This window comes from Pseudoduganella aquatica (genome assembly GCF_020865585.1).
GTDB classification, from domain to species: Bacteria; Pseudomonadota; Gammaproteobacteria; order Burkholderiales; family Burkholderiaceae_D; genus Rugamonas; species Rugamonas aquatica_A.
Genome location: NZ_CP086370.1, coordinates 4348414 through 4375045, shown reverse-complemented (window position 1 = coordinate 4375045; position 26632 = coordinate 4348414). Strand labels below are relative to the sequence as shown.

The window sequence follows — 26632 nt, the reverse complement described above, 5'->3', positions numbered from 1 at the left end:
AAGGAGAACACCATGTACTGCAAACAATGCAACTGCACTTCCTGCCGCAGCACCTCGGCGGGCGGCTTCGAAGTGATGGAATTCGCGTCCGCGCATGAGGGCCCGTTCAGCGAAGCCCGGGAAATGGAGCTGGCGATGGAATTGATGTCGGTCACCAGCGAGGCCGAGCTGGATCAGTTCCTGGGAGGCCTGTTCAAAAGCGCCTGGAAGGGACTGAAGAAGGTGGGCTCGGTGATAGGCAAGGTGGCCAAGCCGCTGGGCGGCGTGCTGAAGGGCATAGCCAAGACAGCGCTGCCCATGGTGGGCGGCGCGCTTGGCTCCTTCATCCCCATCCCTGGCGTTGGCACGGCGCTCGGTTCCGCGCTGGGCGGCGCGGTGGCCAAGGCGCTGGAGCTGGAATTCGGGGGCATGGAATATGAGCAGCAGGAGTTCGAAATGGCGCGCCGTTTCGTGCGCATAGCGGGGACGGCGGCGCAATTGGCCGCCGGCGGCGACGGCAGCCCGCAAGCCGTGCGCAAGGCCTTGAGCGAATCGCTGCTGCAGCACGTGCCGCACTACGAGGTGGCTGGCGAATTCGCCGGCGAGCAGGGCGAGGCGTATGGCGGACGCTGGCGCCAGCGGCGGGCACAGCGCGGCGGCTTCGGCTGCTGAGGCGGCGATGATTATCGACTGCCATTGCCACGCCGGCCCCGGCGACGGCCTGAGCGGCCCGTGGGACAGCGACGCGGGGCTGGGGCGCTACCTGCGCCGCGCGCGCGAAGCGGGCATAGACCGCTGCGCGCTGCTGGCCGCCTTCCACAGCGACTACGCGCTGGCCAACGCCGCTGTCGCACGCATTGTCGCCTCGCGGCCGAAGCAGTTTTATGGCTACGCCTTTGTGCACGCCGCGCGGGACCGTGGGCGGATAGCAGCCATGGTGCGCACTGCGGTGCAGGACTACGGCTTTATCGGTATCAAGCTGCACCGGCACGACGCGCGCATCAGCGGCGAAGTGTGCCAGGCGGCGCGCCTGTTTGGCGTGCCGGTGCTGTACGATCCGATGGGGGACGTGGCGGTGGCCGAGCTGCTGGCCGCGCAGTATCCGGATGTGGATTTCATCCTGCCCCACCTGGGCAGCTTTGCCGACGACTGGGGCGCGCAGCTGGCGCTGATCGACCATCTTGCGCGGCACAAGAACATCTACACCGACAGCTCGGGCGTACGGCGCTTCGACCTGCTGGAGCAGGCGGTGCGCCGCGCCGGCCCGCACAAGGTGCTGTTCGGATCCGACGGCCCATGGCTGCACCCCGGCCTGGAACTGGAGAAGATACGCCTGCTGCACCTGCCCGAACGCGACGAGGCCCTGGTATTGGGCGGGAATTTTTTGCGCCTAACCCGCCGTGCTCCAGGCCTTGCGCCGCAGCTGTAGCGCGCGGTCGGTTACGCCCAGCCGCGATGCGGCTCGCTGGTTGTTGTCGTTCTCCTGTTCGAGCACCAGCTGGATCGCCATGTCGCCCGCCGCCTGCGTGATGCGCCCCAGCCCCACGCCGAGGTCGACCGCGTGCCGGATGGCGCTGGCGAAGCAGCTGTCCGGCCAGACTGCGGCGCCGCGCGGGCGCTCGTCCGGCGGCACGTCGCCTATCGTGATCGGCCCCGGCCCGCAATGCCGGTGCCAGATGCGCGCCACGGTCTGGCGCAGGTCGCGCACATTGCCGGGGTAGTCGCGCGTGAGCAGGAATTCCTTGAGCGCCGGGTCCAGTTCGCAGCACACATCTCCCGGCGCCAGCAGGCGGATGAAATGCTGCGCCAGCGGCAGGATGTCGCTTTGCCGTTCGCGCAGCGGCGGCGGACGGCAGCGCCAGCCGGCAATGCGGTAGTAGAGATCGGCGCGGAAGCTGCCGTCCGCCACGCCGGCCTCAAGGTCGCGGTTGGTGGCGCACACCAGGCGGAAGCGGGTCGGCTGCCAGGTGTTGCTGCCCACCCGCTTGTACTGCTGCTCCTGCATGGGCAAGGGCAGTTCGCCCACTTCGTCCAGGAACAGGATGCCGCCGTCGGCCAGCGCAAAAGCGCCGTCGCGCGCGGCCGCCGCGCCGGTGAAGGCGCCGCGCTCGTGGCCGAAGAACTCGCTGCCCGCCAGCTCGGGCGACAGCGTGGTGCAGTCCACCACCACCATTTCACCCGCTGCGCCTGCCGCAGCTCCCCTGCCGAGGCGGTGTATCAGCTGCGCGATCTGCTCCTTGCCGGTGCCGGTTTCCCCGGTGATGAGCACGGACGACTGGGTGAACGCCGCCACCTCCACCACGTTGCGCACCAGCGCGCGCCACGCCGGGCTGTTGCCGACCAGGCTGGCCTGCACGGCGGCCGAGTCCATCAGCCGCTGCACCGCCTGCCAGCGCCGCAGCCGCGCTGCCGCCTGGGCCGCCACGTCGGCCGCCGCACCGCCGGCGGGCCACTGCAGCAGGTCCGACGCGCCCGCCGCCAGCGCGGCCCACATGGCGTCCGCGCTGAGGGCGGGGCCGCAGCACACGGCCAGCAGGGTGGCGCGCGCCGACAGCGCGGACAGCAGCTCGGCCAGCCCCTCGCTCCAGGCCTCGAACAGCACCACGCCCAGCGCGTTGCGCGGGGCGGCGCTTGCGTCGCCCAGGCTGGCGGTGATGCCGGCCTTGGCAAGCTCATCCACCATCGCCAGGCCAGCCTCCCGCCGGGTCTGTTCGACCAGGTGCAGCCATACAGCGAGCGCGTCCGGGCGTTCCATGACCTTAGGTGTAGGGGTGACGCAGCACTATAGATCCGCACGCGCCCGCTACGCTTGATGCACCGCAAAGGTGCGCGGCGCAGGCACAGCAACGGGCAAAAAAAAACGCCAGCCCGGAGGCTGGCGTTTCGCTGCGGCGGGACGCAGGATTATTGCTTCACGCAATCCACGAAGTAGTCGCGCTTGCCATTCACTTCGCGCTTGACCAGGCCGTGCACGTCGGTCTCGAAGCCGGGGAAGCGCTCGTTGAAGTCGCGTGCAAAGCGCAGATAGTCCACGATGGTCTTGTTGAAGCGCTCGCCAGGGATCAGCAGCGGAATGCCTGGTGGATACGGCGTCAGCAGGATGGAGGTGATGCGGCCTTCCAGCTCGTCGATCGCCACGCGCTCGATTTCGCGGTGCGCCATCTTGGCGAACGCGTCCGACGGCTTCATGGCCGGGATCATGTCCGACAGATACATCTCCGTGGTCAGGCGCGCCACGTCGTAGGCCTTGTAGAAGTCGTGGATCTGCTGGCACAGGTCGCGCAGGCCCATCTGCTCGTAGCGCGGGTTCGCTTGCGAGAACTCGGGCAGGATGCGCCACAGCGGCATGTTCTTGTCGTAGTCGTCCTTGAACTGCTGCAGCGCGGTCAGCAGCGTGTTCCAGCGGCCCTTGGTGATGCCGATGGTGAACATGATGAAGAAGGAGTACAGGCCGCACTTCTCCACGATCACGCCGTGCTCTGCCAGGTACTTGGTCACGATGGAGGCCGGAATGCCGGTTTCGCCGAACTGGCCGTCCAGCGACAGGCCCGGGTTGACGATGGTGGCCTTGATCGGGTCCAGCATGTTGAAGCCCGGCGCCAGCTTGCCGAAGCCGTGCCATTCCTGGCTTTCCTCGGTGAAGATCCAGTCCGCCTGCGAGCCGATGCCTTCTTCGGCGAACTCGTTCGGACCCCAGACCTTGAACCACCAGTCTTTGCCCCACTCTTCGTCAATCTTGCGCATGGCGCGGCGGAAGTCCAGCGCTTCCAGGATGGACTCTTCGACCAGCGCGGTGCCGCCCGGCGCTTCCATCATGGCCGCCGCCACGTCGCACGAGGCGATGATGGAGTATTGCGGCGAGGTGGAGGTGTGCATCAGGTAGGCCTCGTTGAAGGCGTCCCGGTCCAGCTTGACCGTCTCCGATTCGCGCACCAGCACCTGCGAGGCCTGCGACAGGCCCGCCAGCAGCTTGTGGGTCGACTGGGTGGAGAAGATCATCGATTCCTTGGCGCGCGGACGGTCCTTGCCGATGGCGTGCATATTCTTGTAGAAATCGTGGAAGGTGGCGTGCGGCAGCCACGCTTCGTCGAAGTGCAGCGTGTCGATTTTACCGTCCAGCATTTCGCGCAGGGTCTCGACGTTGTACACCACGCCGTCGTAGGTCGACTGGGTGATGGTCAGGATGCGCGGCTTCTTGTTCTTGGCGTCGCGCGCGAACGGGTTGGCGTCGATCTTGCGCTGGATGCTCTCCATGGAGAACTCTTCCAGCGGGATAGGGCCGATAATGCCGAGGTGGTTACGGGTCGGCATCAGGAACACGGGGATGGCGCCGCACATGATGATGGAGTGCAGGATCGATTTGTGGCAGTTGCGGTCCACCACCACGATGTCGCCCGGCGCCACGGTCGAGTGCCACACCATCTTGTTCGAGGTGGACGTGCCGTTGGTGACGAAGTAGGCGTGGTCGGCGTTGTAGATGCGCGCCGCATTGCGCTCGGACGCGGCCACGGGGCCGGTGTGGTCCAGCAGCTGGCCCAGTTCTTCCACCGCGTTGCAGACGTCGGCGCGCAGCATGTTCTCGCCGAAGAACTGGTGGAACATCTGGCCGATGGGCGACTTCAGGAAAGCCACGCCGCCGGAGTGGCCGGGGCAGTGCCAGGAGTAGGAGCCGTCGTTGGCGTAGTGCACCAGCGCGCGGAAGAAGGGCGGCGCCAGGCCGTCCAGGTAGGACTTGGCTTCGCGGATGATGTGGCGCGCCACGAATTCCGGGGTGTCCTCGAACATGTGGATGAAGCCGTGCAGTTCGCGCAGGATATCGTTCGGGATATGGCGCGAGGTGCGGGTTTCGCCGTACAGGTAGATCGGAATGTCCGAGTTCTTGTAGCGGATCTCTTCCACGAAGGCGCGCAGCGACTTCAGGGCGTGGTCGGTTTCTTCCACGGTGCCGCCGCCGAATTCCTCGTCGTCGATGGACAGCACGAAGGCCGAGGCGCGCGACTGCTGCTGCGCGAACTGGGACAGGTCGCCATAGCTGGTTACGCCCAGCACTTCCATGCCTTCTTTTTCCATCGCCGCGGCCAGGGCGCGGATGCCTAAACCAGACGTGTTCTCGGAACGGAAATCCTCGTCAATGATGACGATGGGGAAACGAAATTTCATTACTTGTCTCCAAAAAGAAGAACCGCCCCGGGCGAATATGGCCGGAGCGGGCTGGGCGAAAAAAAATAAGAACGGGATTCTCGCAGAAAATGCCGCCAACGGGGAAAAAAGTTACGTTGCTGGCAGCATAGTCTTTCATATCAGTGCTTGGTGGCGCTCTAATGGGGCAAAGCGGCTACGCCGCTGCCCGTCAGGGCGCCGATCGGATCGATGTGCAGGGCCGCGAACAGCCCCAGCGCGATCCCGGCGCCGGCCACCGCGTACGCAGTGTACAGCAGCCAGCGGCGGTGCGTCAGAAGGGTGATCGCCGCCAGCGAAATGGCGATCTGTTCGGCCGTGGTGGCCAGCGCCCACTGGTGGTGCTGGTGCAGCGCGGCGTCGGATTTCTTGTTCCATTCGGCCGACGATGCTTCCCATTTCTCGGCGTCCTTCTTGATGTCTTCCTTCTCGGAGCGGTAGCGCGCCACTTCGGCCTTGTATTTTTCCGGGTCCACGTTCGGCAGCGTCATGGCCAGCTCGGCCAGGTTCTGCTTGTTGGACTTGGCCTGGTAGTAGTTCCAGCTGTTGGCGGCCTGGGTCTTGTCGATGGCGGCGTTGTTCTTGTACAGCGCCGCTTCGTTCTGCGTGGCGCCGCCCTGGTAGCCGAACAGCGCGCCTACCGTGGCCAGGATGGCCGTGGTGACGGCGATATTGCCGGAGAATTTGTCGGCGCTGTGCGCGGCGTGCTCCACGGCGTGGTCGTGCGGGCCGTGGACGTGAAAACCGTGTCCTGACATTGATGGTTCCTTTGCTGCTTTGTTGAGATAACGAATGAGGGCTTACTGCGGCCGGCGCCGCAGGGTGACGAAGGCGTACGGCAGGCCGTTGGCGGAGGTGTACTGCTGGCGCTCCAGCTCCTGCCATTCTGCGCCCAGCGGCGGGAAATGGGCGTCGCATTGGAAAGCCCGGCCGATTTCGGTCTGGATCACCTGGTCCGCCAAGCCTGCGGCCAGCGCTTCGGCGTAGATCTGGGCGCCGCCGATGATGAAGGCCTCCTCCGCGTCCTGTACCAGCGCGCGCGCCTGTTCCAGCGACTGCGCCGTCTCCACGCCGTCGGCGCGCCATTCGGCGCTGCGGGTGACGACGATGTTGCGGCGGTTGGGCAGGGGCCGGCCGATCGACTCGTAGGTCTTGCGGCCCATGATGACGGGGTGGCCCGTGGTCAGGCGCTTGAAATGCGCCATGTCTTCCGGCAGCTTCCACGGCAGCGTGTTGTTGATGCCGATGCCGCGCTGGGCGTCGGTGGCGACGACGATGGTCAAGAGTGTCATGTGCGCTCGTGGGCAATGTTGCTTGGCCCGACATTATAGCTGGCAGCCAACAAGCCGTCTGCTTGCCGCGCGCCATTGAAAAAAAATGGCTTATTTTATAAATTTGCGTTTTAATTAATCATGCAGATTTCACCCATTTCTCGACGAACTGGAGGATACCGTGACGACGTCATGGCCAGTGGCTTGCGGGACTTGGCGTTCACCCCGTCGCCGCTGACGCAACTGGCACCGTACCAGCCGGTGCACAGCGTACTGACCGTTGAGGAGGCATGATGATCACATTGAAATGGATAGGCGCGCTCTGTGTGGCGGCCGGTATGGCGTTACCCAACGCCGTGCACGCGGTATCGGCGCGCGCCAGTGTGAGCGGATTCGGCATACAGCTGATCGACCTGAGCCCCACGGACGGCATCGCGCCGGCCATGCGGATGGACGGCGTGGCCATTGGCGCTTACATCAGCGTGTTCGGTCCCGATGGACCGGAAACCGCTCAAGTGGCGGACTATGGCGCGGTGCAGCGCGATTACCCGTTTGGCAGCGCTTTCAGTTCCGCCGCGCCCGATGCTTTCCGCAGCGAGATTACCTTGGATGTGCGCGGCTTCTACACCTCGGCGCACAGCAACCACTTTGTGCTGGAGTTCGAACTGACGCCTTACACGGCGGCCGTATTCAACGCCGACCTGGCCATCAGCACGAACGGCGAGTACGGCTACGCCAGCTACGCCGAGGCATTCATGGGGGCGCACATCTATGGGGCGGGGAACCTGGGCGGGAGTATCTCAACAGGCAATCCGGGCGGCGACGAGAGCAGCAGTGACGCGATTCGTTTTGAAGTGCGCACAGGCAGTCAGCCGACGAAGGGTGGGTTTAACGTCGGCACTTACGTCTATGCCAACGCCGTTCCTGTTCCCGAGCCGGGCACCTGGGCCATGCTGGTCGCGGGGCTGGGCATTGTAGGCACCGCAATCCGGCGGCAACGGCGCAGGCGCTGAGCAACATAATCGCCATTGCGCCATTGCGCCATTGCGCACCTGCGCCGCTTTGCGCAATGTCAAACACCGTAGTTTATTGCCGCTGGTGGACCAGGCCGGCGCCACGATGCAGGAGATCGTCACCAGCATCCAGCGCGTAACCGACATCATGAGCGAGATCACCGAGGCCAGCCAGGAACAGACCGCCGGCCTGGACCAGATCCACTCCGCCATCACGCAGATGGACGGCCTGACGCAGCAGAACGTGGCGCTGGTGGAGCAGGCCGCATCCGCCGCCGATTCGCTCAGCGAGCGGGCGCAGGGCCTGGCGCGCGTGGTCAGCGTCTTCAAGCTTGATGGCGTGCACGTCCATGCCAGCCGTCCGGCTGCTGCCGCCAGAGCGCCCGCGCCGGTGCGCAAGCTGTCCGGCGTGGCTGTCAAACCGGCGGCATCCAGGCCCAAAGCCGAGAGGCCGGTCCAGAAGCGGCGCGCAGTCGCAAACGGCGCCACCGGCGACTGGGAGGAATTCTGATCCTGCCTAGAATTTGTGGGTGATGCCGATACCCGCGCCGGACGGGTCCTGACCCGCAGCCAGCCCAGGTATCGGATTGGCTGACAGGTTGTAGGCCGCGCGCGCTTCGTTGCGCGTGCGCGTGTAGGCGGCCCACAGTTCGCTGCGCTTCGATAAGGCATAGCCGTAGCCCACCGTGTACTGCACCGCGCCCGTGTCCGGGCCGGGCTTGCCGGCGCCGCCCACGGCGCTGGCCGCATTGCCCCTGGTATCCAACGCGCGTGTCAGCGAAGCGCGCCAGATGTGCGGGCCGCTGGTATGCGTGGCGGCCAGTTGCCAGGCGTTGCGGCTCAGGTAGCGCCCCGGAGCCGGCTCGTAGCGCAAGCGCTCGAAGGCGGCGCGCAAGCGTGTTCCGCCCATGCTGTAGGCGGCGCCCAGCTTGTGGCCTATGTCTGTCGTGCCGGCGGCGAAGTAGTCGCGATGGCGCTCGACGCCATAGGCCAGGTAGAGCTTCTCGTCCTCGTATGTCACCAGTCCCGCTTCCATGCCGGGATTGCTGCCGCCACTCTTTTCCTCCCGCGCGCTGACGGCGAGGCGCGCATTCCAGCCCTGCCACGACGGCGTGGAGTACTGCACCAGATTCTTCTGGCGGCGGTCGAAGGACGCCGGCGATACAGCGTTGGCCGCCGTCGCGAAGCCGTTGCCCATGATGGCGTTGGAAGCGAAGATCCCCGCCGTGAACGGGTCCACCGCGTACACGGAAACAAAGCGGTAGGGCGATTCCCATATCCCCAGCAGCAACTGGCCGAAGCCGCCGCGCAGGCCCACCGCCGTGTTGCGCGTGAAGTCGCCGCCGCCGCCGGTATCCACAGCCACCGGCATCTCGATCTGGTAGAAGCTTTGCAGGCCGCCGCCCAGATCTTCCGTGCCCCGGAATCCCAGCACAGACAGGTCGTTCGATACCCGCTGCTGCCGCACACCGCCGGCCGCCACGCTTTCCACGTTCACTTTCAGGAAGCCATAGATGCTTACGTTGTCCGCCGCCTGCGTGGAAGCGGCGCTGCCGGCGGCCATCGCCGCGATTGCCCAAGCCTTCATTTTTCGTCTCCAGGTTGTGTTGTGGAGCCGATGATAGACCGTCTGTTTCTGTATGTATACGGATAAATACAAACGTATTTAAAAGTATACATATAAATTTCGGCTGGTTAGAATGGAAAAGCAGATCAACCACAACACTGGAGAATCCATGAGCACCAAGTTACGCCACATCGCCATTTCCGTACCCGATCCATGGAAAACGGCCGAGTTTTACGTCAACGCATTCGGCTTCCGCAAGGTCGGCGAAACCGATTCCTCGCTTGCGCGCGGCGTCTACCTGAGCGACGGCGTGATGTCGATCGCACTGCTGAACTACAAGACGGACGAAGCGGCGGGGGAGCGCGGCCGGGACTTCGTCGGCCTGCATCATATCGGCATGTGGGTCGATGAAATCGGCGCCGCGCGCGCCAGCGCAGAAGCGGCCGGCGGCACCTATTACATGGGCGAAGTGCCCGTGAAAGGCAACATTTTCTACGAGGTGAAATACCGCGATCCGAACGGCGTCATCGTCGACCTGACCGACCATGGCTGGGGCGGCGCCGTGAAGGACGTGGGCGCCGACGCAAGCGGCAGCGCCGGCCCCGCGCTGCGCCACCCGGACCTGGTGGCCGACCGCAGCGGTATCAGTTAAGCCAGCGCGTGCCGCAAAGGGCCGCCCGCGAAGTGCGCGGCGAGATTGGCCAGCAGGACTTCATGCTGCGCCAGCTGCGCCTCCGGCGAGCGGCCCGAGATATGCGGCGTCAGTATCAGCGTGTCCAGCAGCGCCGCACCTGGCGGCAGCGCCGGTTCGTCTTCGATGACGTCCAGCGCCGCGCCTGCAATGGTGCGCCGCTCCAGCGCCTGCATCAGCGCCGCCGTGTCCACCACGCTGCCGCGCGCGATATTGACCAGGAAGCCCTTGGACCCCAGCGCCTCCAGCACTGCCGCATTCACCAAGTGCCGCGTGGCCGCGCCGCCGGGGCAGGCCAGCACCAGGTAGTCGCTGGCGCGCGCCAGTTCCAGCACGTCCGGCACGTGCCGGTAGGGCAGCTCCGGCCTGGCGCCGCGCGTGGTGTAGGCTATCTCCATGTCGAACGCCGCCGCCCGCCGCGCGATCAGCGCGCCGATATTTCCCATGCCGACTATGCCCAGCCGCTTGCCGTGCACGGCGGGCCGCGCCATGCGGTGCGCCAGCCAGTGGCCCGCCTTCACGGCGCGGTCCAGCGCCGGCAGGCCGCGCGCGCAGGCCAGCATCAGCGCCAGCGCGTGGTCCGCCACCGTGGCGTTGTTCACGCCCGGCGCATGCGTTACCGCGACGCCGCGCGCATCGGCTGCCGCCAGGTTGATGTTTTCGTAGCCCGCGCCGTAGCTGCATACCAGCCGCAGCGCCGGCAGCGCATCCATCTGCGCCGCGGACAGGCCCGTGCTGCCGTTGGTGATCACCACGCGCACGCCTGCGAGCTGCTCCGGGCTGTTGCGCGCCAGCCGCTCCAGCGCGGCCGCATCCGGCAGCGCGGCCATGGGCCAGCGGCTCTGTATTTCTTCCACAAACGGCGCCGCCATGCTGATCAGCAGGAGCACCTGCGGCTTTATCGACAAGTCCATTTTTCATCCTCCCTGGTTTAAGTGAAGAAAATTTTCACACATTTAACTTGATATGTATACGGATAGAGATTATCGTATTCCTATCAACAACAAGGAGAGAGACGATGTGGCATGCAATCGCAAGATATGAACTGAAGCAGGGCGGCGCGGGCGCGAAACTGGCGCTGGTGGTGGATGAGGCCCTGTACGACATGGGCCAGCTGGTGGAAGCCGGTGCGCTGGGCGTGGTGGGCAAGCAGCCGCGCGTGGCGGCGGACCTGAACGCCGCGCTGGCGAACTGGGATGCGGCCGCGCCGCTGTTCAGCCAGATGGCGCAGGCGCTGCCGGAATTGCTGCGCGCCGGCCGCGTGGCGGCGCTGGCGCCACAGTCCTACACCATCGATGTGCCGTACACGCCAGGCCGCATCTTCGGCGCGGCATCCAACTTCTACGAGCATGCCCGCGAGATGGGCACCGAGCTGGCGCCGCGCGAAGAAAGCGCGCCGTTCTGCTTCATGAAGGCCGAGACCAGCATCACCGCCACCGATACCGATGTCGTCATGCCTGCCGATACGGAAAAGCTGGACTGGGAAGTGGAGCTGGGCGTCATCATCGGCAAGACCTGCCGCAACGTCAGCGTGGAAGAGGCTTATGACTACATCGCGGGCTATACGGTGTTCAACGACGTCACCGCGCGCGACCTGAACCGCCGCAGCGACTATCCCTTCAAGCACGACTGGTTCCGTGGCAAAAGCCACGACACCTTCGGTCCTATCGGCCCGTGGATGGTGCCGCGCGCCTGCATCGAGCGGCCGCAGGGCCTGCGCATGCAGCTCTCCGTGAACGGCGAGATGATGCAGGACGATACCGCGGACGCCATGATCTTCAACATCGCCGAGCAGATCGCCTACCTGTCCGGCATGCTGACGCTGAAGCCGGGCGACCTGCTGGCCACCGGCACGCCGAACGGCGTGGGCATGGGGCGCGGCGTCTACCTGAAACCGGGCGACGAAATGGTGGCCACCATTGAAAGCATAGGCAGCATCCGCAACCGCGTGGTTGCAGCGCCGGCGCGCAAGGAGGCTGCATGAGGTCCCGGCGCCTGCTGCGCCGCGCCGTCACAGCAACGGCGGCCGTTGCCGCACTGGCCAGCGCCGCGCCGGCGCTGGCGGCGGACACTGTGCGCTTCAACCTTGCCTGGCTGCCGCAGGGCAGCACCAGCGGCGTGCTGGTGGCCATTGCCAAAGGCTATTACGCCGAAGCGGGACTGGACGTGAGCGCCACGCGCGGCTACGGCGGCCAGCGCACCGTGAACGAAGTGGACCAGGGCCTGTTCGAGTTCGGCTACGGCGATCCGATCAGCGTGATGCTGAACCGCGCGCAAGGGGGCAAGACGGTCATGGTGGGCGCCATCAACACGCGCTGGCCCGCTGCGCTGTGCTACGTCGAGAAGCCCAACCGCAAGATCAAGACCATCGCCGACCTGAAAGGCCTGGTCATTGGCGGCGGCGCGGCGTCGCCGCTGCACAACGTGATCCCGGCCTGGCTGGCGGCCAACAACCTGCCGCCGGACTACGTGAAGCTGCTGCGCCTCGATCCGGCCGTGATCAACACCGCTTTCCTGGACGGCTCCATCGACCTGGCCGAATGCTGGGAAGGCGCGAACAAGCCGGTGCTGGAGCGCATGGCGCAGAAGAACGACATCAAGATCGGCGCGCTGCGCTACCGCGATTTCAAACTCAACCTGTACGGCAACGGCATCGTCACCAGCGAGAAGCTCATCGCCGCCAATCCGGACCTGGTGAAGCGCTTTGTGGCGGCCACGTATCGCGGCTATGAATACCAGGCGAAGAACCCCGCCGATGCCGTGGAACTGGTCGCCCGCCAGCAGAAGCTGATCGACAAGTCGGTGCTGCGCCAGCAGATCGAGGAGACCAGCGAATTGATGCACGCGCCCGAATCCTCTGCGAAGAAGACAGGCTGGATGCACGACGAGCGTATGCAGGCCACCGCCGATTTCGTGAAGAAGGCCTTCAGCGTGACCGCGCCGGTGAAGACGTCCGAAATCTATACCAACCGTTTTGTAGGAGAGTGAGATGGAAAAGCTGCGACCCAAGAAACTCGGGCACCTGGTGCTGATGGTGCGTGACATCCACAAGTCCGCGCGCTTCTACACGGAAGTGGTGGGCCTGACGGTATCGGACTGGATCGGCGACCAGATGGTGTTCCTGCGCGCCGGCCAGGATCATCATGACCTGGCGCTATCGCAAATCCCCGCCGGTTCGCCGGGCATGAACGACCTGCCGCACTATGGCCGTCCCGGCGTGGAGCACTTCTCCTACCTGGTGGAAGACCGCGCCGAGATCGACCGCACGGTGGAAGTGCTGAAGGCGCACGGCGTGGAGATCGTGCGCGGCATCGGCAAGCACGGTCCGGGCGAGAACCTGTTCCTGGTCTTCAAGGACCCCGACGGCAACAACGTGGAAGTGTATTGCGAGATGACGCAGATCCCGCCCGGCAGCGAGTACGAAGCCAAGGTCTGGGAGCGCAACATCGATTCCTTCGACCAGTACCGCTTCAAGCATTTCGTGGTGCCGCCGCCGCAAGCGGTGGTGGACGCGAAATCGGGAAAAAGCTGAGGAGGGCGCATGAAACGAACTGTGGAAACGGTACTGTTCTGGGGCGCGTTCGCGCTCCTGTGGGAGTGCGGCGTGGCGCTGAGCGGCGTGCGCAGCTATCTGATGCCGCCGCTGAGCAAGGTGCTGGCGGCCGGCTGGGAGCAGCGCGAACTGCTGCTGGCCGAGTGCTGGGTAACGCTGCTGGAAGTGCTGGCCGGCTTTGTGCTTGCGGTGGCGGGCGGCGTGGTGCTGGGCGTGGCGATCCATTTCAACGCCTTCGCGCGGCGCACGCTGTATCCCTTCATCACGGCGCTGCAAAGCATGCCGAAGATCGCATTGGCGCCGCTGATGATCGTGTGGTTCGGCTACGGTTTCGCCTCCAAGCTGGCGTCCACCTTCCTGTTCGCCTTCTTCCCGCTGGTGATCGCCACGCTGGGCGGGCTGTCGGGCATTGCCGCCAACCTGGACGAGCACTTCCGCGCGCTGGGGGCCTCGCGCTGGGACACCTTGCTGCGCCTGCAGCTGCCGTCCGCGCTGCCCAGCTTTGTGGACGGCGTGAAGATCGCCATGCCGCTGGCGGTGATCGGCGCCATCGTCGGTGAATTCATCGGCGCGGAAAAGGGACTGGGACATTTGATGACGCTGGCCACGGCCAACGCCCAGACGGATCTGATGTTTGCCGCGATCCTGGCGATTACCCTGCTGGCCAGCCTGCTGTACTGGGCCGTGGAGGTGGCGTCGCGCGCGGTGTGGTGGAGGGGGAAGTCGGCATGAACCTGAAGATAATGAACAAGCCGCAGGACGCGGCGGAACCCGGTACGGGCGCTGCGCCGCAGGCGGATGCGATACGCGTGGCCAACGTGGTGAAGCGCTTCCCCGGCAAGCACGCCGTCAACGCGCTGGAGGACGTGTCGCTGGCGATACGGGACCGCGAATTCGTCTCCATCCTTGGACCCAGCGGCTGCGGCAAGAGCACTTTGCTGCGCATCGTGGCGGGGCTGGTGCCGCACAGCGAGGGGCTGGTCCAGGTGTGCAACCGCGCCATGGTGCGGCCGGTGCCGGAGATCGGCGTGGTTTTCCAGACCAGTAATATGCTGCCCTGGCTGACCGTGGAGCAGAACATGCTGCTGGGCGCGGAGCTGCGCAAGCTGCCGCGCGAGGCGCTGGCGGGCAAGGTGCGCGAACTGGTGCGCACGCTGGGCTTGTCTGGTTTCGAGAACAGCTATCCGCACCAGCTGTCGGGCGGCATGCGCCAGCGCGCTTCCATCGGCCAGATCCTGGCCCTCGACCCGAAGATACTGCTGATGGACGAGCCTTTCGGCGCGCTGGACGCGTTGACGCGCGACCTGCTGAACGTGGAGCTGCTGCGCATCTGGCAGGAGCATATGAAGACGGTGCTGCTGGTGACGCACAGCATCCAGGAGGCGGTGTTCCTGTCCGACCGGGTGCTGGTCATGTCGGGCCGGCCGGGCCGCATCATCCACGACATCAGCATAGACCTGCCGCGCCCGCGCAAACCGGAGCATGTGAAGACCAATCCGCGCTACGGCGAATACATCGCGCAGCTGAGCCATATCATGGGGGTGTACTGATGCGGCCATTTGAAGGCCTGCCGGAGCAGGACGCGGCGGCGCTGCGGGCGATGGGGCCGGTGTGGGCGGACGACATCAACCGGCACCGCGAGCAGGTGGTGGCGGTCTACACGCCGCTGCTGGCGGCCACGGACCGGCGCGGCGTCACCGTCGACGCGGGGCTGGCCTACGGCAGCCATGCGCGCCAGCGGCTGGACATCCACCGCAGCGCGGCCACGCCGGCGCGTGGCGCGCCGGTGGCGGTGTTCGTGCACGGCGGGGCTTTCATGCGCGGGAATATGAACAGCAACGCCGAGATCTACGGCAATGTCGCGCGCTATATCGCCCGCCATGGCTACGTGGCGGTCAACCTTGAGTACCGGCTCGCGCCCGAAGCGCCGTTCCCCGGCGGTGCGGACGACGTGGCGCAAGCGCTGGCCTGGCTGCGCACCCACGTGGGCGCCTACGCAGGCAACCCGGAGCACATCGTGTTGATCGGCCATTCCGCCGGCGGCGCTCATGCGGCAAGCTACGTGCTGGGCATCGGCGAGGCGGGGGCCAGGGCGGGCACGCGCCACGGCCTGTCCGGCCTGGTCCTGGTCAGCGCGCGGCTGCGGGCGGATGCGCGCCCGGACAACCCGAACGCGGCCGGCGTGCGCGCCTACTGGGGCGACGACGAGTCGCTGTACGAGCAGCGCTCACCCGTCACCCATGCCGCCCACCTTGACCTGCCCACGCTGGTCGCCATCGCCGAGTACGAGAACCCGCACCTGGACGCCTACGGCGCCGAGTTCTTCCACCGCGCACTGCAAGCCGGCGCCAGGGGACTGCGCTTCCTGCAAGTCCCTGGCCACAACCACACTTCCATCGTCGCCCACCTGGACACGGCGGACCAAAGCTTTGGCCCCGCGCTGATCGGCTTCCTCGACAGCACGCGGCCGCAATCCAAACAGGAGACCTGAACATGGCACCACCACGGCTGAGCGGCGCCTTCGCGCCCGCCGTCACCCCTTTCACCCCCGGCCTGGACATCGACTTCGAGGCCTACGCCGCACACTGCCTCTGGCTGCAGCGCCACGGCGCAGGCCTGGCCATCTTCGGCACCAACAGCGAAGCGAACTCGCTGTCCCTGGCCGAGCGCATGATGCTGCTGGACCGCCTGGGCGGACGCGGCATCGACTTCGCCCGCACCTTGCCCGGCACCGGCTGCAGCGCGCTGCCGGACACGGTTGCGCTGAGCCGCCACGCGCTGCTGCACGGCTGCGCCGGCGTGCTGGTGCTGCCCCCGTTCTTCTACAAGGGCGTCAGCGACGACGGCCTGTTCGCGTATTATTCGGAAGTGATCGAGCGCGTGGGCGACGCGAACCTGCGCCTGTTCCTGTACCACATCCCCGCATTCTCGGGCGTGCCGATCAGCCTGGGCCTGATCGAACGCCTGGCCAAGCGCTACCCGGAGCAGCTTGCCGGCGTCAAGGACAGCAACGGCGACTGGGGCAACATCGAAGCCATGCTGCGCAACTTCCCGCAGTTGTCGATTTTCCCTGCCTCGGAGAGTTTCCTGTCGCGCGCCATGCCGCTGGGCGCTGCCGGCTGCATCTCGGCCACCATCAATGTGAACCCGGCCGCCATCTCCTCGCTGTGCGCCAACTGGGCGGAGCAGGGCGCCGCGCTGGCGCAGCAGCAGGTGGACCGGGTGCGGCAGATCTTCCAGAGGTATCCGATGATCGCCGCGCTGAAATGGGCCATCAGCCACTACCGCGACCAGAGACAGTGGCAGATCCAGCGCCCGCCGCTGTCGCCGCTGAGCGCGCAGCAGCAGGCCTCCCTGCTGGCCGAGCTGGAGGCCGCCGGATTCGCCATGCCCGCATTGGATACGCCATGAGCGCGGCCGTGCAGCACATTGCGCCGCTGGGGCGCTACCCGGCCTATTGCCGCGCCGGCGACTTTATCCACGTCTCGGGCATGAGCGCGCGCCAAGCCGACGGCAGCGTTGCAGGCGTGCGCCACCTGCCGCAGGGCGGCGTGGTGTTCGACGCCGCTCACCAGACCCGCATCGTGATCGCCAAAGTGGAGGCGGCGCTGGCCCAGGCAGGCGCGCGCCTGTCCGACTGCGTGGCGGTCACCGCCTACCTGACCGACATGGCCGACTTCCCGGCCTACAACGCCATCTACGGCGAGTACTTCGACGGCCGCGCCGCGCGCACCACGGTCGGCGTCCACCAGCTGCCGCATCCGCACATGGTGGTGGAGCTGACGGTGGTGGCCTACAAGCCGCAGGCAGCCGGGGAGGGCGCATGAACGCCGTGCCCCGCAACGCCGCGCCGGCCCGGCTGGCGGACGACGCCCTGGACCTGTTGTTCCGCCACGCGCGCTCCCACAACGCCTGGCTGGCGCGCGCGGTGGACGACGCGCTGCTGGAGCAGCTCTACGGCCTGGCCAGGCTCTGCCCGACCAGCGTGAACGGCTGCCCCGCGCGTTTCCTGTTCCTGCGCACGGACGAGGCCAAGGCGCGCCTGCTGCCTGCGCTCAGTCCAGGCAACGTGGACAAGGTGCGCGCAGCGCCCGTGGTCGCCGTCATCGCCTACGACACGCGCTTCCACGAGCACCTGCCGCAGCTGTTCCCGCACAACCCAGGCGCCGGCGCCATGTTCGAGGCCAGCGCAGCCCTGGCCGAGTCCACCGCCTTCCGCAACAGCAGCCTGCAGGGCGCCTGGCTGATGCTGGCGGCGCGCGCGCTAGGCCTGGACTGCGGCCCGTTGTCCGGCTTCGACGCCGCCGCCGTCAACCGCGCCTTCTTCCCGGACGGCCGCGTCAAGGTCAACTTCCTTTGCAACCTGGGCTACGGCGACCACGCCCAGCTCTTCCCCCGCAGCCCCCGCCTGGACTTCGCCCAGGCCTGCACACTTTTATAGAAACCATGGATATCCTCTTATATATTGCGCTTGGCGCGGGGGCAGGCGTGCTGGCCGGCCTGCTCGGCGTCGGCGGCGGCACGGTTATCGTGCCGGTGCTCACCTTCGTCTACACCGCCCACCATTTCCCGCCCGAATACACGCTGCACCTCGCGCTGGGCACTTCGATGGCTTCCATCCTGTTCACCTCCGTGGCCAGCCTGCGATCGCACCACAAGCGCGGCGCCGTCGACTGGTCTGTGGTGCGGCGGCTGTCGCCCGGCATCGTGGCGGGCACGCTGGCCGGTGTGTGGCTGGCGGCGCGCATGTCCACCAATGTGCTTAAATTGATCTTCATCTGCTTCGCCTACTTCGTCGCCATCCAGATGCTGATGAACATCAAGCCCAAACCCAGCCGCCAGCTGCCGGAGACAGGCGGCATGCTGGCGTCCGGCGGCGCCATCGGCGTGGTGTCCAGCTTTGTGGGCATAGGCGGCGGCACCTTGTCCGTGCCCTTCATGACCTGGTGTAACGTGCCGCTGCACACCGTCATCGGCACTTCCGCCGCGCTGGGCTTCCCCATTGCCGCCGCCGGCGTGGCGGGCTATGTGCTGAACGGCTGGCGCGTCGCGGCGCTGCCCGAGCACAGCCTGGGCTTCGTCTACCTGCCCGCGCTGGCCGCCATCGCCATCGCCAGCGTGCTCACGGCGCCGCTGGGAGCGCGCATGGCGCATGCGCTGCCGGTGGCCAAACTGAAAAAACTGTTCGCATGCCTGCTGCTGATCGTCGGCACCAGGATGCTCATCTCGCTGTTTTGAAAGGAATGATGATGCAAGCCCTGTTCCCCTTCCACCTGGCCTTCTTCGTGCGCGACCTGGACGAGGCGCGCGCCTTCTATGGCGGCGTGCTTGGTTTCACCGAAGGCCGCAGCACCGAACGCTGGGTGGACTTCGACTGCATGGGCCACCAGCTCTCGCTGCACCTGAAAGCGGACCTTCAGCCGGCGGCCGGCGCCGGCCTGGTGGACGGCGACGCCGTGCCGATTCCGCATTTCGGCATCGTGCTCGATATGCCGCACTGGAACGCGCTGGCCGGACGTACCCGCGCCGCCGGCGTGCACTTCGTGGTCGAGCCGCATGTGCGCTTCGCCGGCCAGCCCGGCGAGCAGTCCACCATGTTCTTCTGCGACCCGTCCGGCAACGCGCTGGAGTTCAAAGGACTGGCTGCCCTGAACCGCCTGTTCGCGATATAGTGTAGGGCGGACGATAATCACCAAAACAAAAAGATCGAGAACCATGGAAACCATTTCGATGCGGCTTTATCGCATCCTTGCAGACGAAATTATCAGCGGAACCGTTGAACCGGGTGCAAGCCTGGAAGAAAACGCCATCTCGGAGCGCTTCAAGGTGTCGCGCACGCCGGTCCGGCAGGCTTTGCGCGAGCTGGCCAACGCCGGCCTGGTCGAACTGCGGCCGCGCAAGGGCGGGGTGGTCATCAGCATCAGCCTGGACGAACTGGCCGACACGCTGGAAGCGCTGGGCGAACTGGAGGCGCTGTGCTGCCGCATCAGCGCCGAACGCATGAGCGCCGTGCAGAAAAAGCAGCTGGAGCTGTTCCACCTGCAGGGCGTGGAGTGCATGGAGCACGGCGACGAGGACGGCTACCTGGAACTGAACGCCAAGTTCCACCAGCTGATCTGCACCGGCGCGCACAACAAGAGCCTGGCCGAGAGCATAGAAAAGCTGCGCGCCCGGCTCAACCAGTTCCGCGCCGCGCAAGGCGGGGTGGAGCGCCGCCTGGCGCAGTCGCACGACGAACACGAAGCCATCGTCAACGCCATCCTGGCGTCGGACGCGGAGCGCGCCTATCTGGCCATGCGCAACCACGCCAACCGCCTCAGCGTGCACGTGCTGGAAGTGATGCGCGAACGCCAGGTCAGCCATGCGGCCTGAAGATACCGACCCGCTGCGCGCCGACGTGCCGCTGGTGGACGGCATGCTGCGCCGCCTGAAACTGAAGCCGCTGCTGATCTTCGACCGCGTGCTGGCCTCGCATTCCATCGCGCGCGCCGCCAAGGAGCTGAACCTCACGCAGCCGGCTGTCACCAAGGCCATCCAGGAACTGGAGGGGGATTTGGGCGTCGAGCTGTTCGAGCGCACCAACCGGGGCGTGGTGCCCACCTGCTACGCCACCTTGCTGGGCGCGCGCGTCAAGTCCGTGATCGCCGAACTGCGCTACCTCACCGATGAACTGAACGCCTTCCGCAGCGGCGATTCCGGCCACGTCATCGTCGGCACACTGATATCGGCATCCGCCCGCCTGCTGCCGCTGGCCATCTCCAAGCTCAAGGCAGAACGGCCCGGCATCCTCATCACCGTGCGCGAAGGCCCGCTGGACCGCCTGTTCCCGGCCCTGGCCACCGGGGAGCTGGACCTGGTGGTGGGCCGCCTGCCCGAGGCAGACCTGCCGCTGGCGCGCATGTACAGCTTCCGCCACACGGAGCTGTTCCAGGAAGCGCTGTGCGCGGTGGTGTGGAGCGAGCATCCGCTGGCCCAGCGCGCCAGCATCGACCTGCGCGAGCTGCTGGCCTGGCCCTGGCTGCTGCCGCCGATGGAGTCGCCGGCGCGCATCACCGCCGAGCGCCTGTTCACGGACGCCGGGCTGGCCATGCCGGGCAATATCGTCGAATCCTTGTCGCTGCTGACCAACATCGGCCTGATGCAGTCCATGCAGGCCATCAACCTGATGCCGCGCGCCGTGGCGCAGCACTTCGCGCAACTGAAGCTGCTGGCGATACTGGAGATGGGCGACATCGGCGCCTTCGGCCGCATCGGCTACTCGGTGCGCGAAGACCGCGCCAGCACGCCGGCCGCCGCGCGCTTCATCGCCTGCCTGACGCAGGCGGCGGGGGAACTCTAAGACCCTGGTATCAATTTCTGGAATATCCAGAGCCGAAGTATTCATTATATTTTATTGCCGTGTCTTTCTATACTCGTTTCCAAGCTGTACACGAGAACATAGGAGACCGACTTGAAACCTGCATCGCCAGCACTGCTGCGCAACTACGTCGACGGCGAATTCGTCGGCAGCGCGGCCACCTTCGATAACATCAACCCGGTGGACGGCAGCCTGATCGCCCAGGTCTGCGAGGCCGACCGCGTCACCGTGGAAGCCGCCGTGGCCGCCGCGCGCCGCGCCCTGCAAGGGCCGTGGGGCGCCATGAGCGTGCAGCAGCGCGCCGCCATGCTGCACAAGGTGGCGGACGGCATCGCCGCCCGCTTCGACGAATTCGTGGCCGCAGAAGTAGCCGACACCGGCCGCCCGCTGGAGCAGGCGCGCACGCTGGACATCGCGCGCGGCATCGCCAACTTCCGCACCTTCGCCGACCTGGCCGCCTGCGCCAACACGGACGCCTTCGAAATGGCCACGGCGGACGGCGCCGGCGCCCTGAACTACACGGTGCGCAAGCCGCTTGGCGTGGTGGGCATTATCTCGCCGTGGAACCTGCCGCTGCTGCTGCTCACCTGGAAAGTGGCGCCGGCGCTCGCCTGCGGCAACGCCGTGGTGGCCAAGCCGTCCGAGGAGTCGCCTGCCACGGCCACGCTGCTGGCCGAAGTAATGCGCGACGCCGGCGTGCCGCGCGGCGTGTTCAACCTGGTGCACGGCTTCGGCGCCGACTCTGCCGGCCAGTTCCTCACCGAGAGCAAGGGCATAGACGCGCTCACCTTCACCGGCGAATCGCGCACCGGCAGCACCATCATGAAGGCGGTGGCGGACGGCGTGAAGGAAGTGTCGTTCGAACTGGGCGGCAAGAACGCCGCCGTGGTCTTCGCCGACGCCGACTTCGACGCCGCCGTGGCGGGCGTGATGCGCTCGTCCTTCACCAACTCCGGCCAGGTGTGCCTGTGCTCCGAACGGGTGTACGTGGAGCGCCCCATCTTCGAGCGCTTCGTGGCAGCCATCAAGGCCAAGGTGGACGCGCTGAAGATCGGCTACCCGGACGAAGGCGGCGTGGACATGGGACCCCTGATTTCGCACGGCCACCGCGACAAGGTGCTGGGCTACTTCCGCCTGGCCGAGCAGGAAGGGGCCACCGTGGTGGCGGGCGGCGGCGTGCCGCACTTCGGCGACGCCCGCGACAACGGCGCCTACGTGCAGCCCACCGTCTGGACCGGCCTGCCGGACAGCGCGCGCTGCGTGACGGAGGAGATCTTCGGCCCGGTATGCCATATCGCCCCGTTCGATGCGGAGGATGAGGTAGTGGCGCGCGTGAACGCCAGCGACTACGGCCTGGCCTGCGCGTTGTGGACCACCAACCTGTCCCGCGCGCACCGCGTGGCGCGCCGCATCCACGTCGGCCTGGTGTGGGTCAACACCTGGTATCTGCGCGACCTGCGCACGCCGTTCGGCGGCGTCAAGCTCTCCGGCCTGGGGCGCGAGGGCGGCCGCTACTCGCTCGATTTCTATTCGGATGTGGCCAACATCTGCATCAAACTGTGAGGTCCGACATGCAACGCATCACCATCCAATCGCCCGCCATCGCGGCGCCGCGCTTCCGCTACAGCCCTTGCGTGCGCATCGGCGACACCGTCCAGCTGTCCGGCATGATCGCGCTGGACGCGGCCAGCGGCGAGCTGGTTGCCGGCGGCCCCGGCGCCGAAGCGGCCGCCATCCTGCGCAGCCTGCAGCGCGCGCTGCCGGACTACGGCGTGTCGCTGGACGAGCTGCTGATCGCCCGCATCTACACCACGCGGCTGGACCTGTTCGGCGAGATCAACGCCGCCTGGGAGGCCGTGTTCACGCCGGGCGTGATCCCGCCGGCGCGCACCTCCATCGGCGTGAGCGCGCTGCCGCTGGGCGCTTCGGTTGAAATCGAATTCACCTTCGTGCAGGCGGTGCAGCCATGAACGCCACCATCCAGCAGGCAGCGGACATGCTTTGGGACGCCCACCAGTACGGCGAGCCGTGCAAGCCGGTGCGCGAACTGATAGGCGACACCGACGTGGAAGCGGCATACGCGGTCCAAAAATTGAACACGGACCGCTGGCTGGTGCGCGGCCGGCGCCTGGTGGGGCGCAAGATCGGCCTTACTTCGCAGGCGGTGCAGAAGCAGCTTGGTGTGGATCAGCCGGACTTCGGCATGCTGTTCGCCGACATGGCCTTGTGCGATGGCGAGGAAGTGGCGCCGGGCCGCGTGCTGCAGCCCAAGGTGGAAGCGGAGATCGCGCTGGTGCTGGAGCGCTCGCTGCCGCATGAGCAGAACACGCTCGCCGACATCCTGCGCGCCACTGCCTACGCCTTGCCCGCCATCGAGATCGTCGGCAGCCGCATTGCCAACTGGGACATCAGGCTGGCCGACACTATTGCCGACAACGCGTCCAGCGGCTTGTTCGTGCTCGGCTCCCGGCCCGTGAAGCTGGACGCTTTCGACATCGCCGGCTGCGGCATGGTGATGGAGCGGCGCGGCGAGCAGGTGTCGGTCGGGGCGGGCGCGGCCTGCCTGGGCAACCCGCTGCGCGCGGCCATCTGGCTGGCCAACACCATGGCTCGCCTCGGCAGTCCGCTGCAGGCGGGCGACATTGTGATGACCGGCGCGCTTGGGCCGATGTGCGCGGCGCAGCCGGGCGATGTGTTCGAAGCGAATATCGAAGGACTCGGCAGCGTACGCGCCGCGTTCGGCGGCTAAAAAAAAACAGGAGACACTCATGGAACACACAACGCAAGACGATCAACGCTGGCCGGTCGCCATCATCGGCTCCGGCAATATCGGCACCGACCTGATGATCAAGGTGCTGCGCAATGCCAAGCACCTGAAAATGGGCGCCATGGTCGGCATCGATCCCGAATCGGACGGCCTGGCCCGCGCCGCGCGCCTGGGCGTGCCCATCACGCATGAAGGCGTGGCCGGCCTGGCCGCGCTGCCCGGCTTCGACAAGATCAAGCTGGCCTTCGACGCCACCTCTGCCGGCGCCCACGCCGAGCACAACCGCCTGCTGCAATGGCATGGCGTGCGCGTGATCGACCTCACCCCCGCCGCCATCGGCCCTTACGTGGTGCCGGTGGTGAACCTGGACGAGCACCTGGACAGCCCCAACGTGAACATGGTCACCTGCGGCGGCCAGGCCACCATCCCCATCGTGCGCGCTGTGTCCCAGGTGGCCAAGGTGCACTACGCCGAGATCGTGGCCTCCATCGCCAGCAAGTCCGCCGGCCCCGGCACGCGCGCCAATATCGACGAATTCACCGAAACCACCTCGCGCGCCATCGTCTCGGTGGGCGGCGCGGAGCAGGGCAAGGCCATCATCGTGCTCAATCCCGCCGAACCGCCGCTGATGATGCGCGACACCGTGTTCTGCCTGGCCGACGCCGCCGCCAATGAAGACGAAGTGCGCGCCTCGGTGGAGGCCATGGTGCAGCGCGTGAACGCCTACGTGCCCGGCTACCGCCTGAAGCAGCAGGTGCAGTTCGAGCGCATTCCCGCCGAGCGCCCGCTGAACATTCCCGGCATAGGCCTGATGCATGGCCTGAAGGTATCGGTGTTCATCGAGGTGGAAGGCGCGGCGCACTACCTGCCGGCCTACGCGGGCAACCTGGACATCATGACGTCGGCAGCGCTGGCCACGGCCGAGCAGATCGCCGCCAGCGCGCTGGCGCAGTAAAGGAGCAGACATGAGCAACAACAACCGCAAAGACGGCAAGATCTACGTCTCCGACGTGACCCTGCGCGACGGCATGCACGCCATCCGCCACCAGTATTCGCTGGAGCAGGCCGTGGCCATCGCCAAGGCGCTGGACGCGGCCAAGGTGGACAGCATAGAGATCGCCCACGGCGACGGCCTGCGCGGCTCCAGCTTCAACTACGGCTTCGGCGCCCACACCGACCTGGAATGGATAGAAGCCGTGGCCGGCGTGCTGCAGCATTCGCGCATCGCCACGCTGCTGCTGCCCGGCATCGGCACCGTGCACGACCTGGACGCCGCCTACAGCGCCGGCGCGCGCATCGTGCGCATTGCCACGCACTGCACCGAGGCCGACATCTCGCGCCAGCACATCGAGCATGCGCGCAAGCTGGGCATGGACACGGTGGGCTTCCTGATGATGTCCCACATGACCACGCCGCAGGCGCTGGCGCGCCAGGCCAAGCTGATGGAATCCTACGGCGCGCAGTGCGTGTACGTGGTCGATTCCGGCGGCGCGCTGTCGATGACGGACGTGGCCGAGCGCTTCTGGGCTTTCAAGGATACGCTCAAGCCCGAAACGCAGACCGGCATGCACGCCCACCATAACCTGTCGCTGGGCGTCGCCAACTCCATCGTTGCGCTGGAAAACGGCTGCGACCGCATCGATGCCTCGCTGGCCGGCATGGGCGCTGGCGCGGGCAACGCGCCGCTGGAAGTGTTCATCGCCGCCGTGGATCGCATGGGCTGGGAGCATGGCACCGATCTGTTCGCGCTGATGAACGCGGCCGACGACCTGGTGCGCCCGCTGCAGGACCGCCCGGTGCGGGTGGACCGCGAAACCCTGGCGCTGGGCTATGCCGGCGTGTACTCAAGCTTCCTGCGCCACGCCGAAGCGGCAGCCGCGCGCTATGGCGTGCCGGCCATCGACATCCTGGTGGAGCTGGGCAAGCGCCGCATGGTGGGCGGGCAGGAAGACATGATCGTGGACGTGGCGCTGGACCTGCTGCGCCGCCGCGGCGAGAAGGAGGCGGCATGAACGGCGCCACTGAAATGCTGCGCGGCGCGGACTGGCAAGGCGTGCGCGCCAGCCTGATCGCCGAGCTGGCTGCCACGCTGGACGACGCGGCCCGCCTGCGCCGCGAAACCGACCCGCTGGCGCCGGTGCACGGCTTCACGCTGGAGCAGGCCTACGAGATCCAGCGCGCCTCCATCGCGCTGCGCCACGGACGCGGGGAAAAGCCGGTGGGCGTGAAGCTGGGCTTCACCAGCCGCGCGAAGATGGTGCAGATGGGCGTGGACAGCCTGATCTGGGGCCTCTTGACGGACGCCATGCTGTACGAGGAGGGCGCCACGGTGCCGCTGGATCACTTCATCCATCCGCGCGTGGAGCCGGAGCTGTGCTTCCTCACCAGCCGCCCCATCGCCCGGCCGCTCACGCTGCTGGAGGCCGCAGGCTACCTGGCCGGCGTGGCGCCGGCGATGGAGATCATCGATTCGCGCTTCCGCAACTTCAAGTTCAACCTGGAGGACGTGGTGGCGGACAACTGCTCCTCGGCCGGCGTGGTGGTGGGCGAGTTCTCGCCGGACGTGGGCGATCTGGCCAACCGTGGCGTCACCATGCGCTTCAACGGCCGGCCTGTGGCCATGGGCAGCACCGGCGCCATCCTGGGCAATCCGCTGCGCAGCGTGGTGCAGGCCAGCCGCCTGGCCAGCGCCGCAGGCTTGACGCTGCCGGCCGGTTCGCTGATCATGGCCGGCGCCGCCACGGCGGCCGAGGCGCTGGCGCCTGGCCTGCATGTGAGCGTGGACATCGGCGGCCTGGGGCGCGCTGAATTTACAACCGGAGGCGCAATATGAGTACGCAAGCCCACCTGGTCGAAGGCAAAGCCCGGCCACGCGGAAAATTCCCGCACCTGAAGCGCGCCGGCGGTTTCCTGTTCGTCTCCGGCACCAGCTCGCGCCGCCCCGACAACAGCCTGGCCGGCGTGGAGGTGGACGCCATGGGCACCACGCAGCTGGACATCCGCGTGCAGACCCGCGCGGTGATCGAGAATATGCGCGACATCCTGGCCAGCGCCGGGGCAGGGCTGGACGATATCGTCGAAATCAGCACCTTCCTGGTCAACATGAACGATTTTGGCGGCTATAACGAAGTATATGGCGAGTACTTCGACTACACCGGCCCCACGCGCACCACGGTGGCGGTGCACCAGCTGCCGCACCCGCACCTGCTGATCGAAATCAAAGCCATCGCCTACAAGCCAGAATAATGGAAGCAAC

31 protein-coding genes are annotated in these 26632 nt (G+C 66.7%); 25 read left to right on the top strand and 6 right to left on the bottom strand.

The window, feature by feature from the left end; genetic code table 11:
• The first annotated feature begins 12 nt into the window (after positions 1 to 12).
• Positions 13 to 651, top strand: a complete 639-nt coding sequence (locus KT882_RS19485) for a hypothetical protein (RefSeq protein ID WP_161075691.1) — start codon at positions 13 to 15, stop codon at positions 649 to 651.
• On the top strand, positions 599 to 1408 hold the full coding sequence (locus tag KT882_RS19480) for an amidohydrolase family protein (protein WP_228893090.1): 810 nt from the start codon (positions 599 to 601) through the stop codon (positions 1406 to 1408). Before KT882_RS19485 ends, KT882_RS19480 begins: the two co-directional genes overlap by 53 nt.
• On the opposite strand, the gene KT882_RS19475 is transcribed toward KT882_RS19480, so the two are convergent.
• From KT882_RS19475 to KT882_RS19460, 4 genes are all read right to left on the bottom strand, one after another.
• Complete coding sequence (locus tag KT882_RS19475; RefSeq protein ID WP_228893089.1) at positions 1370 to 2734, bottom strand: sigma 54-interacting transcriptional regulator; 1365 nt, start codon at positions 2732 to 2734, stop codon at positions 1370 to 1372. The two genes, KT882_RS19480 and KT882_RS19475, sit on opposite strands and share 39 nt — an antisense overlap.
• Positions 2735 to 2883: 149 nt before the next feature.
• Positions 2884 to 5139, bottom strand: a complete 2256-nt coding sequence (locus tag KT882_RS19470; protein ID WP_228893088.1) for an arginine/lysine/ornithine decarboxylase — start codon at positions 5137 to 5139, stop codon at positions 2884 to 2886.
• 158 nt (positions 5140 to 5297) lie between these two features.
• Positions 5298 to 5915, bottom strand: a complete 618-nt coding sequence (locus KT882_RS19465; protein WP_161075092.1) for a DUF4337 domain-containing protein — start codon at positions 5913 to 5915, stop codon at positions 5298 to 5300.
• Positions 5916 to 5957: 42 nt separating this feature from the next.
• Positions 5958 to 6449 carry a dihydrofolate reductase gene (locus KT882_RS19460; RefSeq protein WP_161075091.1) on the bottom strand — a complete coding sequence of 164 codons (492 nt, stop codon included), beginning with the start codon at positions 6447 to 6449 and terminating at the stop codon, positions 5958 to 5960.
• Positions 6450 to 6718: 269 nt separating this feature from the next.
• On the opposite strand from KT882_RS19460, the gene KT882_RS19455 reads away from it, so the two are divergent.
• A complete protein-coding gene (locus tag KT882_RS19455) occupies positions 6719 to 7441 on the top strand; it encodes a PEPxxWA-CTERM sorting domain-containing protein (RefSeq protein WP_161075090.1) in 723 nt (240 codons plus the stop codon).
• 49 nt (positions 7442 to 7490) lie between these two features.
• Positions 7491 to 7952, top strand: coding sequence for a methyl-accepting chemotaxis protein (locus tag KT882_RS19450; RefSeq protein WP_228893087.1), 462 nt, complete (start codon positions 7491 to 7493; stop codon positions 7950 to 7952).
• Between the two features lie 6 nt (positions 7953 to 7958).
• Here KT882_RS19450 and KT882_RS19445 read toward each other — a convergent pair whose 3' ends face one another.
• On the bottom strand, positions 7959 to 9029 hold the full coding sequence (locus KT882_RS19445; protein WP_228893086.1) for a porin: 1071 nt from the start codon (positions 9027 to 9029) through the stop codon (positions 7959 to 7961).
• Positions 9030 to 9177: 148 nt separating this feature from the next.
• On the opposite strand from KT882_RS19445, the gene KT882_RS19440 reads away from it, so the two are divergent.
• Complete coding sequence (locus tag KT882_RS19440; protein ID WP_161075089.1) at positions 9178 to 9660, top strand: VOC family protein; 483 nt, start codon at positions 9178 to 9180, stop codon at positions 9658 to 9660.
• Here KT882_RS19440 and KT882_RS19435 read toward each other — a convergent pair.
• Positions 9657 to 10613: a 2-hydroxyacid dehydrogenase gene (locus tag KT882_RS19435; RefSeq protein WP_228893085.1), complete on the bottom strand. Its 957-nt coding sequence runs from the start codon at positions 10611 to 10613 to the stop codon at positions 9657 to 9659. The genes KT882_RS19440 and KT882_RS19435 overlap by 4 nt on opposite strands.
• A 104-nt stretch (positions 10614 to 10717) precedes the next feature.
• Between KT882_RS19435 and KT882_RS19430 the strand changes: the two genes are divergently transcribed.
• The 20 genes from KT882_RS19430 (at position 10718) to KT882_RS19335 (ending at position 26622) form a co-directional block, all read left to right on the top strand.
• Positions 10718 to 11683 (top strand): fumarylacetoacetate hydrolase family protein, encoded by a 966-nt coding sequence (locus KT882_RS19430; protein WP_228893084.1) that lies wholly within the window; start codon positions 10718 to 10720, stop codon positions 11681 to 11683.
• The gene (locus tag KT882_RS19425) at positions 11680 to 12687 is read left to right on the top strand and encodes an ABC transporter substrate-binding protein (protein WP_161075087.1); all 1008 of its coding nucleotides are present in this window, start codon (positions 11680 to 11682) and stop codon (positions 12685 to 12687) included. The genes KT882_RS19430 and KT882_RS19425 overlap by 4 nt, the downstream gene beginning before the upstream one ends.
• A gap of 1 nt (position 12688) precedes the next feature.
• The gene (locus tag KT882_RS19420; protein WP_161075086.1) at positions 12689 to 13231 is read left to right on the top strand and encodes a VOC family protein; all 543 of its coding nucleotides are present in this window, start codon (positions 12689 to 12691) and stop codon (positions 13229 to 13231) included.
• 9 nt (positions 13232 to 13240) lie between these two features.
• A complete protein-coding gene (locus KT882_RS19415; RefSeq protein ID WP_228893083.1) occupies positions 13241 to 13984 on the top strand; it encodes an ABC transporter permease in 744 nt (247 codons plus the stop codon).
• Between the two features lie 11 nt (positions 13985 to 13995).
• Entirely contained in the window at positions 13996 to 14802 is an 807-nt protein-coding gene (locus KT882_RS19410) for an ABC transporter ATP-binding protein (RefSeq protein ID WP_371869404.1), read from the top strand.
• Positions 14802 to 15743, top strand: coding sequence for an alpha/beta hydrolase (locus tag KT882_RS19405; protein WP_228893082.1), 942 nt, complete (start codon positions 14802 to 14804; stop codon positions 15741 to 15743). The genes KT882_RS19410 and KT882_RS19405 overlap by 1 nt, the downstream gene beginning before the upstream one ends.
• A gap of 2 nt (positions 15744 to 15745) precedes the next feature.
• A complete protein-coding gene (locus tag KT882_RS19400; RefSeq protein ID WP_161075082.1) occupies positions 15746 to 16663 on the top strand; it encodes a dihydrodipicolinate synthase family protein in 918 nt (305 codons plus the stop codon).
• Complete coding sequence (locus KT882_RS19395; RefSeq protein WP_161075081.1) at positions 16660 to 17079, top strand: RidA family protein; 420 nt, start codon at positions 16660 to 16662, stop codon at positions 17077 to 17079. The genes KT882_RS19400 and KT882_RS19395 overlap by 4 nt, the downstream gene beginning before the upstream one ends.
• Positions 17076 to 17693, top strand: a complete 618-nt coding sequence (locus KT882_RS19390; RefSeq protein WP_161075080.1) for a malonic semialdehyde reductase — start codon at positions 17076 to 17078, stop codon at positions 17691 to 17693. The genes KT882_RS19395 and KT882_RS19390 overlap by 4 nt, the downstream gene beginning before the upstream one ends.
• Positions 17694 to 17698: 5 nt before the next feature.
• Positions 17699 to 18490, top strand: a complete 792-nt coding sequence (locus KT882_RS19385) for a sulfite exporter TauE/SafE family protein (protein ID WP_228893081.1) — start codon at positions 17699 to 17701, stop codon at positions 18488 to 18490.
• 5 nt (positions 18491 to 18495) lie between these two features.
• Positions 18496 to 18924: a VOC family protein gene (locus tag KT882_RS19380; protein ID WP_223149402.1), complete on the top strand. Its 429-nt coding sequence runs from the start codon at positions 18496 to 18498 to the stop codon at positions 18922 to 18924.
• A 43-nt stretch (positions 18925 to 18967) separates the two neighbouring features.
• Complete coding sequence (locus KT882_RS19375; protein ID WP_161075078.1) at positions 18968 to 19624, top strand: GntR family transcriptional regulator; 657 nt, start codon at positions 18968 to 18970, stop codon at positions 19622 to 19624.
• Positions 19614 to 20591 carry a LysR substrate-binding domain-containing protein gene (locus KT882_RS19370; protein WP_228893080.1) on the top strand — a complete coding sequence of 326 codons (978 nt, stop codon included), beginning with the start codon at positions 19614 to 19616 and terminating at the stop codon, positions 20589 to 20591. The genes KT882_RS19375 and KT882_RS19370 overlap by 11 nt, the downstream gene beginning before the upstream one ends.
• A 111-nt stretch (positions 20592 to 20702) precedes the next feature.
• Complete coding sequence (locus tag KT882_RS19365; protein WP_228893079.1) at positions 20703 to 22172, top strand: 2-hydroxymuconic semialdehyde dehydrogenase; 1470 nt, start codon at positions 20703 to 20705, stop codon at positions 22170 to 22172.
• Positions 22173 to 22180: 8 nt separating this feature from the next.
• Complete coding sequence (locus tag KT882_RS19360; RefSeq protein WP_228893078.1) at positions 22181 to 22579, top strand: RidA family protein; 399 nt, start codon at positions 22181 to 22183, stop codon at positions 22577 to 22579.
• A complete protein-coding gene (gene mhpD, locus KT882_RS19355) occupies positions 22576 to 23358 on the top strand; it encodes a 2-keto-4-pentenoate hydratase (RefSeq protein WP_228893077.1) in 783 nt (260 codons plus the stop codon). The genes KT882_RS19360 and mhpD overlap by 4 nt, the downstream gene beginning before the upstream one ends.
• A gap of 19 nt (positions 23359 to 23377) precedes the next feature.
• A complete protein-coding gene (locus KT882_RS19350) occupies positions 23378 to 24331 on the top strand; it encodes an acetaldehyde dehydrogenase (acetylating) (RefSeq protein ID WP_228893076.1) in 954 nt (317 codons plus the stop codon).
• 10 nt (positions 24332 to 24341) lie between these two features.
• Entirely contained in the window at positions 24342 to 25388 is a 1047-nt protein-coding gene (gene dmpG, locus KT882_RS19345) for a 4-hydroxy-2-oxovalerate aldolase (protein ID WP_228893075.1), read from the top strand.
• Between the two features lie 14 nt (positions 25389 to 25402).
• Positions 25403 to 26209, top strand: coding sequence for a 2-keto-4-pentenoate hydratase (locus KT882_RS19340; RefSeq protein ID WP_407682053.1), 807 nt, complete (start codon positions 25403 to 25405; stop codon positions 26207 to 26209).
• Entirely contained in the window at positions 26206 to 26622 is a 417-nt protein-coding gene (locus tag KT882_RS19335) for a RidA family protein (protein WP_161075071.1), read from the top strand. The genes KT882_RS19340 and KT882_RS19335 overlap by 4 nt, the downstream gene beginning before the upstream one ends.
• The last annotated feature ends 10 nt before the right edge of the window (positions 26623 to 26632 follow it).

Bases quoted from the DNA above. Each gene is read 5' to 3' on its own strand.
- KT882_RS19445 (WP_228893086.1), bottom strand. From the start codon at position 9,029: ATGAAGGCTTGGGCAATCGCGGCGATGGCCGCCGGCAGCGCCGCTTCC.
- KT882_RS19460 (WP_161075091.1), bottom strand. From the start codon at position 6,449: ATGACACTCTTGACCATCGTCGTCGCCACCGACGCCCAGCGCGGCATC.
- KT882_RS19415 (WP_228893083.1), top strand. From the start codon at position 13,241: ATGAAACGAACTGTGGAAACGGTACTGTTCTGGGGCGCGTTCGCGCTC.
- KT882_RS19405 (WP_228893082.1), top strand. From the start codon at position 14,802: ATGCGGCCATTTGAAGGCCTGCCGGAGCAGGACGCGGCGGCGCTGCGG.
- KT882_RS19430 (WP_228893084.1), top strand. From the start codon at position 10,718: ATGTGGCATGCAATCGCAAGATATGAACTGAAGCAGGGCGGCGCGGGC.
- dmpG (WP_228893075.1), top strand. From the start codon at position 24,342: ATGAGCAACAACAACCGCAAAGACGGCAAGATCTACGTCTCCGACGTG.
- KT882_RS19340 (WP_407682053.1), top strand. From the start codon at position 25,403: ATGCTGCGCGGCGCGGACTGGCAAGGCGTGCGCGCCAGCCTGATCGCC.
- mhpD (WP_228893077.1), top strand. From the start codon at position 22,576: ATGAACGCCACCATCCAGCAGGCAGCGGACATGCTTTGGGACGCCCAC.
- KT882_RS19435 (WP_228893085.1), bottom strand. From the start codon at position 10,613: ATGGACTTGTCGATAAAGCCGCAGGTGCTCCTGCTGATCAGCATGGCG.
- KT882_RS19480 (WP_228893090.1), top strand. From the start codon at position 599: ATGGCGGACGCTGGCGCCAGCGGCGGGCACAGCGCGGCGGCTTCGGCT.
- KT882_RS19390 (WP_161075080.1), top strand. From the start codon at position 17,076: ATGAACGCCGTGCCCCGCAACGCCGCGCCGGCCCGGCTGGCGGACGAC.
- KT882_RS19400 (WP_161075082.1), top strand. From the start codon at position 15,746: ATGGCACCACCACGGCTGAGCGGCGCCTTCGCGCCCGCCGTCACCCCT.
- KT882_RS19370 (WP_228893080.1), top strand. From the start codon at position 19,614: ATGCGGCCTGAAGATACCGACCCGCTGCGCGCCGACGTGCCGCTGGTG.
- KT882_RS19385 (WP_228893081.1), top strand. From the start codon at position 17,699: ATGGATATCCTCTTATATATTGCGCTTGGCGCGGGGGCAGGCGTGCTG.
- KT882_RS19375 (WP_161075078.1), top strand. From the start codon at position 18,968: ATGGAAACCATTTCGATGCGGCTTTATCGCATCCTTGCAGACGAAATT.
- KT882_RS19350 (WP_228893076.1), top strand. From the start codon at position 23,378: ATGGAACACACAACGCAAGACGATCAACGCTGGCCGGTCGCCATCATC.
- KT882_RS19335 (WP_161075071.1), top strand. From the start codon at position 26,206: ATGAGTACGCAAGCCCACCTGGTCGAAGGCAAAGCCCGGCCACGCGGA.
- KT882_RS19470 (WP_228893088.1), bottom strand. From the start codon at position 5,139: ATGAAATTTCGTTTCCCCATCGTCATCATTGACGAGGATTTCCGTTCC.
- KT882_RS19380 (WP_223149402.1), top strand. From the start codon at position 18,496: ATGATGATGCAAGCCCTGTTCCCCTTCCACCTGGCCTTCTTCGTGCGC.
- KT882_RS19440 (WP_161075089.1), top strand. From the start codon at position 9,178: ATGAGCACCAAGTTACGCCACATCGCCATTTCCGTACCCGATCCATGG.
- KT882_RS19465 (WP_161075092.1), bottom strand. From the start codon at position 5,915: ATGTCAGGACACGGTTTTCACGTCCACGGCCCGCACGACCACGCCGTG.
- KT882_RS19420 (WP_161075086.1), top strand. From the start codon at position 12,689: ATGGAAAAGCTGCGACCCAAGAAACTCGGGCACCTGGTGCTGATGGTG.
- KT882_RS19455 (WP_161075090.1), top strand. From the start codon at position 6,719: ATGATGATCACATTGAAATGGATAGGCGCGCTCTGTGTGGCGGCCGGT.
- KT882_RS19475 (WP_228893089.1), bottom strand. From the start codon at position 2,734: ATGGAACGCCCGGACGCGCTCGCTGTATGGCTGCACCTGGTCGAACAG.
- KT882_RS19485 (WP_161075691.1), top strand. From the start codon at position 13: ATGTACTGCAAACAATGCAACTGCACTTCCTGCCGCAGCACCTCGGCG.
- KT882_RS19395 (WP_161075081.1), top strand. From the start codon at position 16,660: ATGAGCGCGGCCGTGCAGCACATTGCGCCGCTGGGGCGCTACCCGGCC.
- KT882_RS19360 (WP_228893078.1), top strand. From the start codon at position 22,181: ATGCAACGCATCACCATCCAATCGCCCGCCATCGCGGCGCCGCGCTTC.
- KT882_RS19425 (WP_161075087.1), top strand. From the start codon at position 11,680: ATGAGGTCCCGGCGCCTGCTGCGCCGCGCCGTCACAGCAACGGCGGCC.
- KT882_RS19410 (WP_371869404.1), top strand. From the start codon at position 13,996: ATGAACAAGCCGCAGGACGCGGCGGAACCCGGTACGGGCGCTGCGCCG.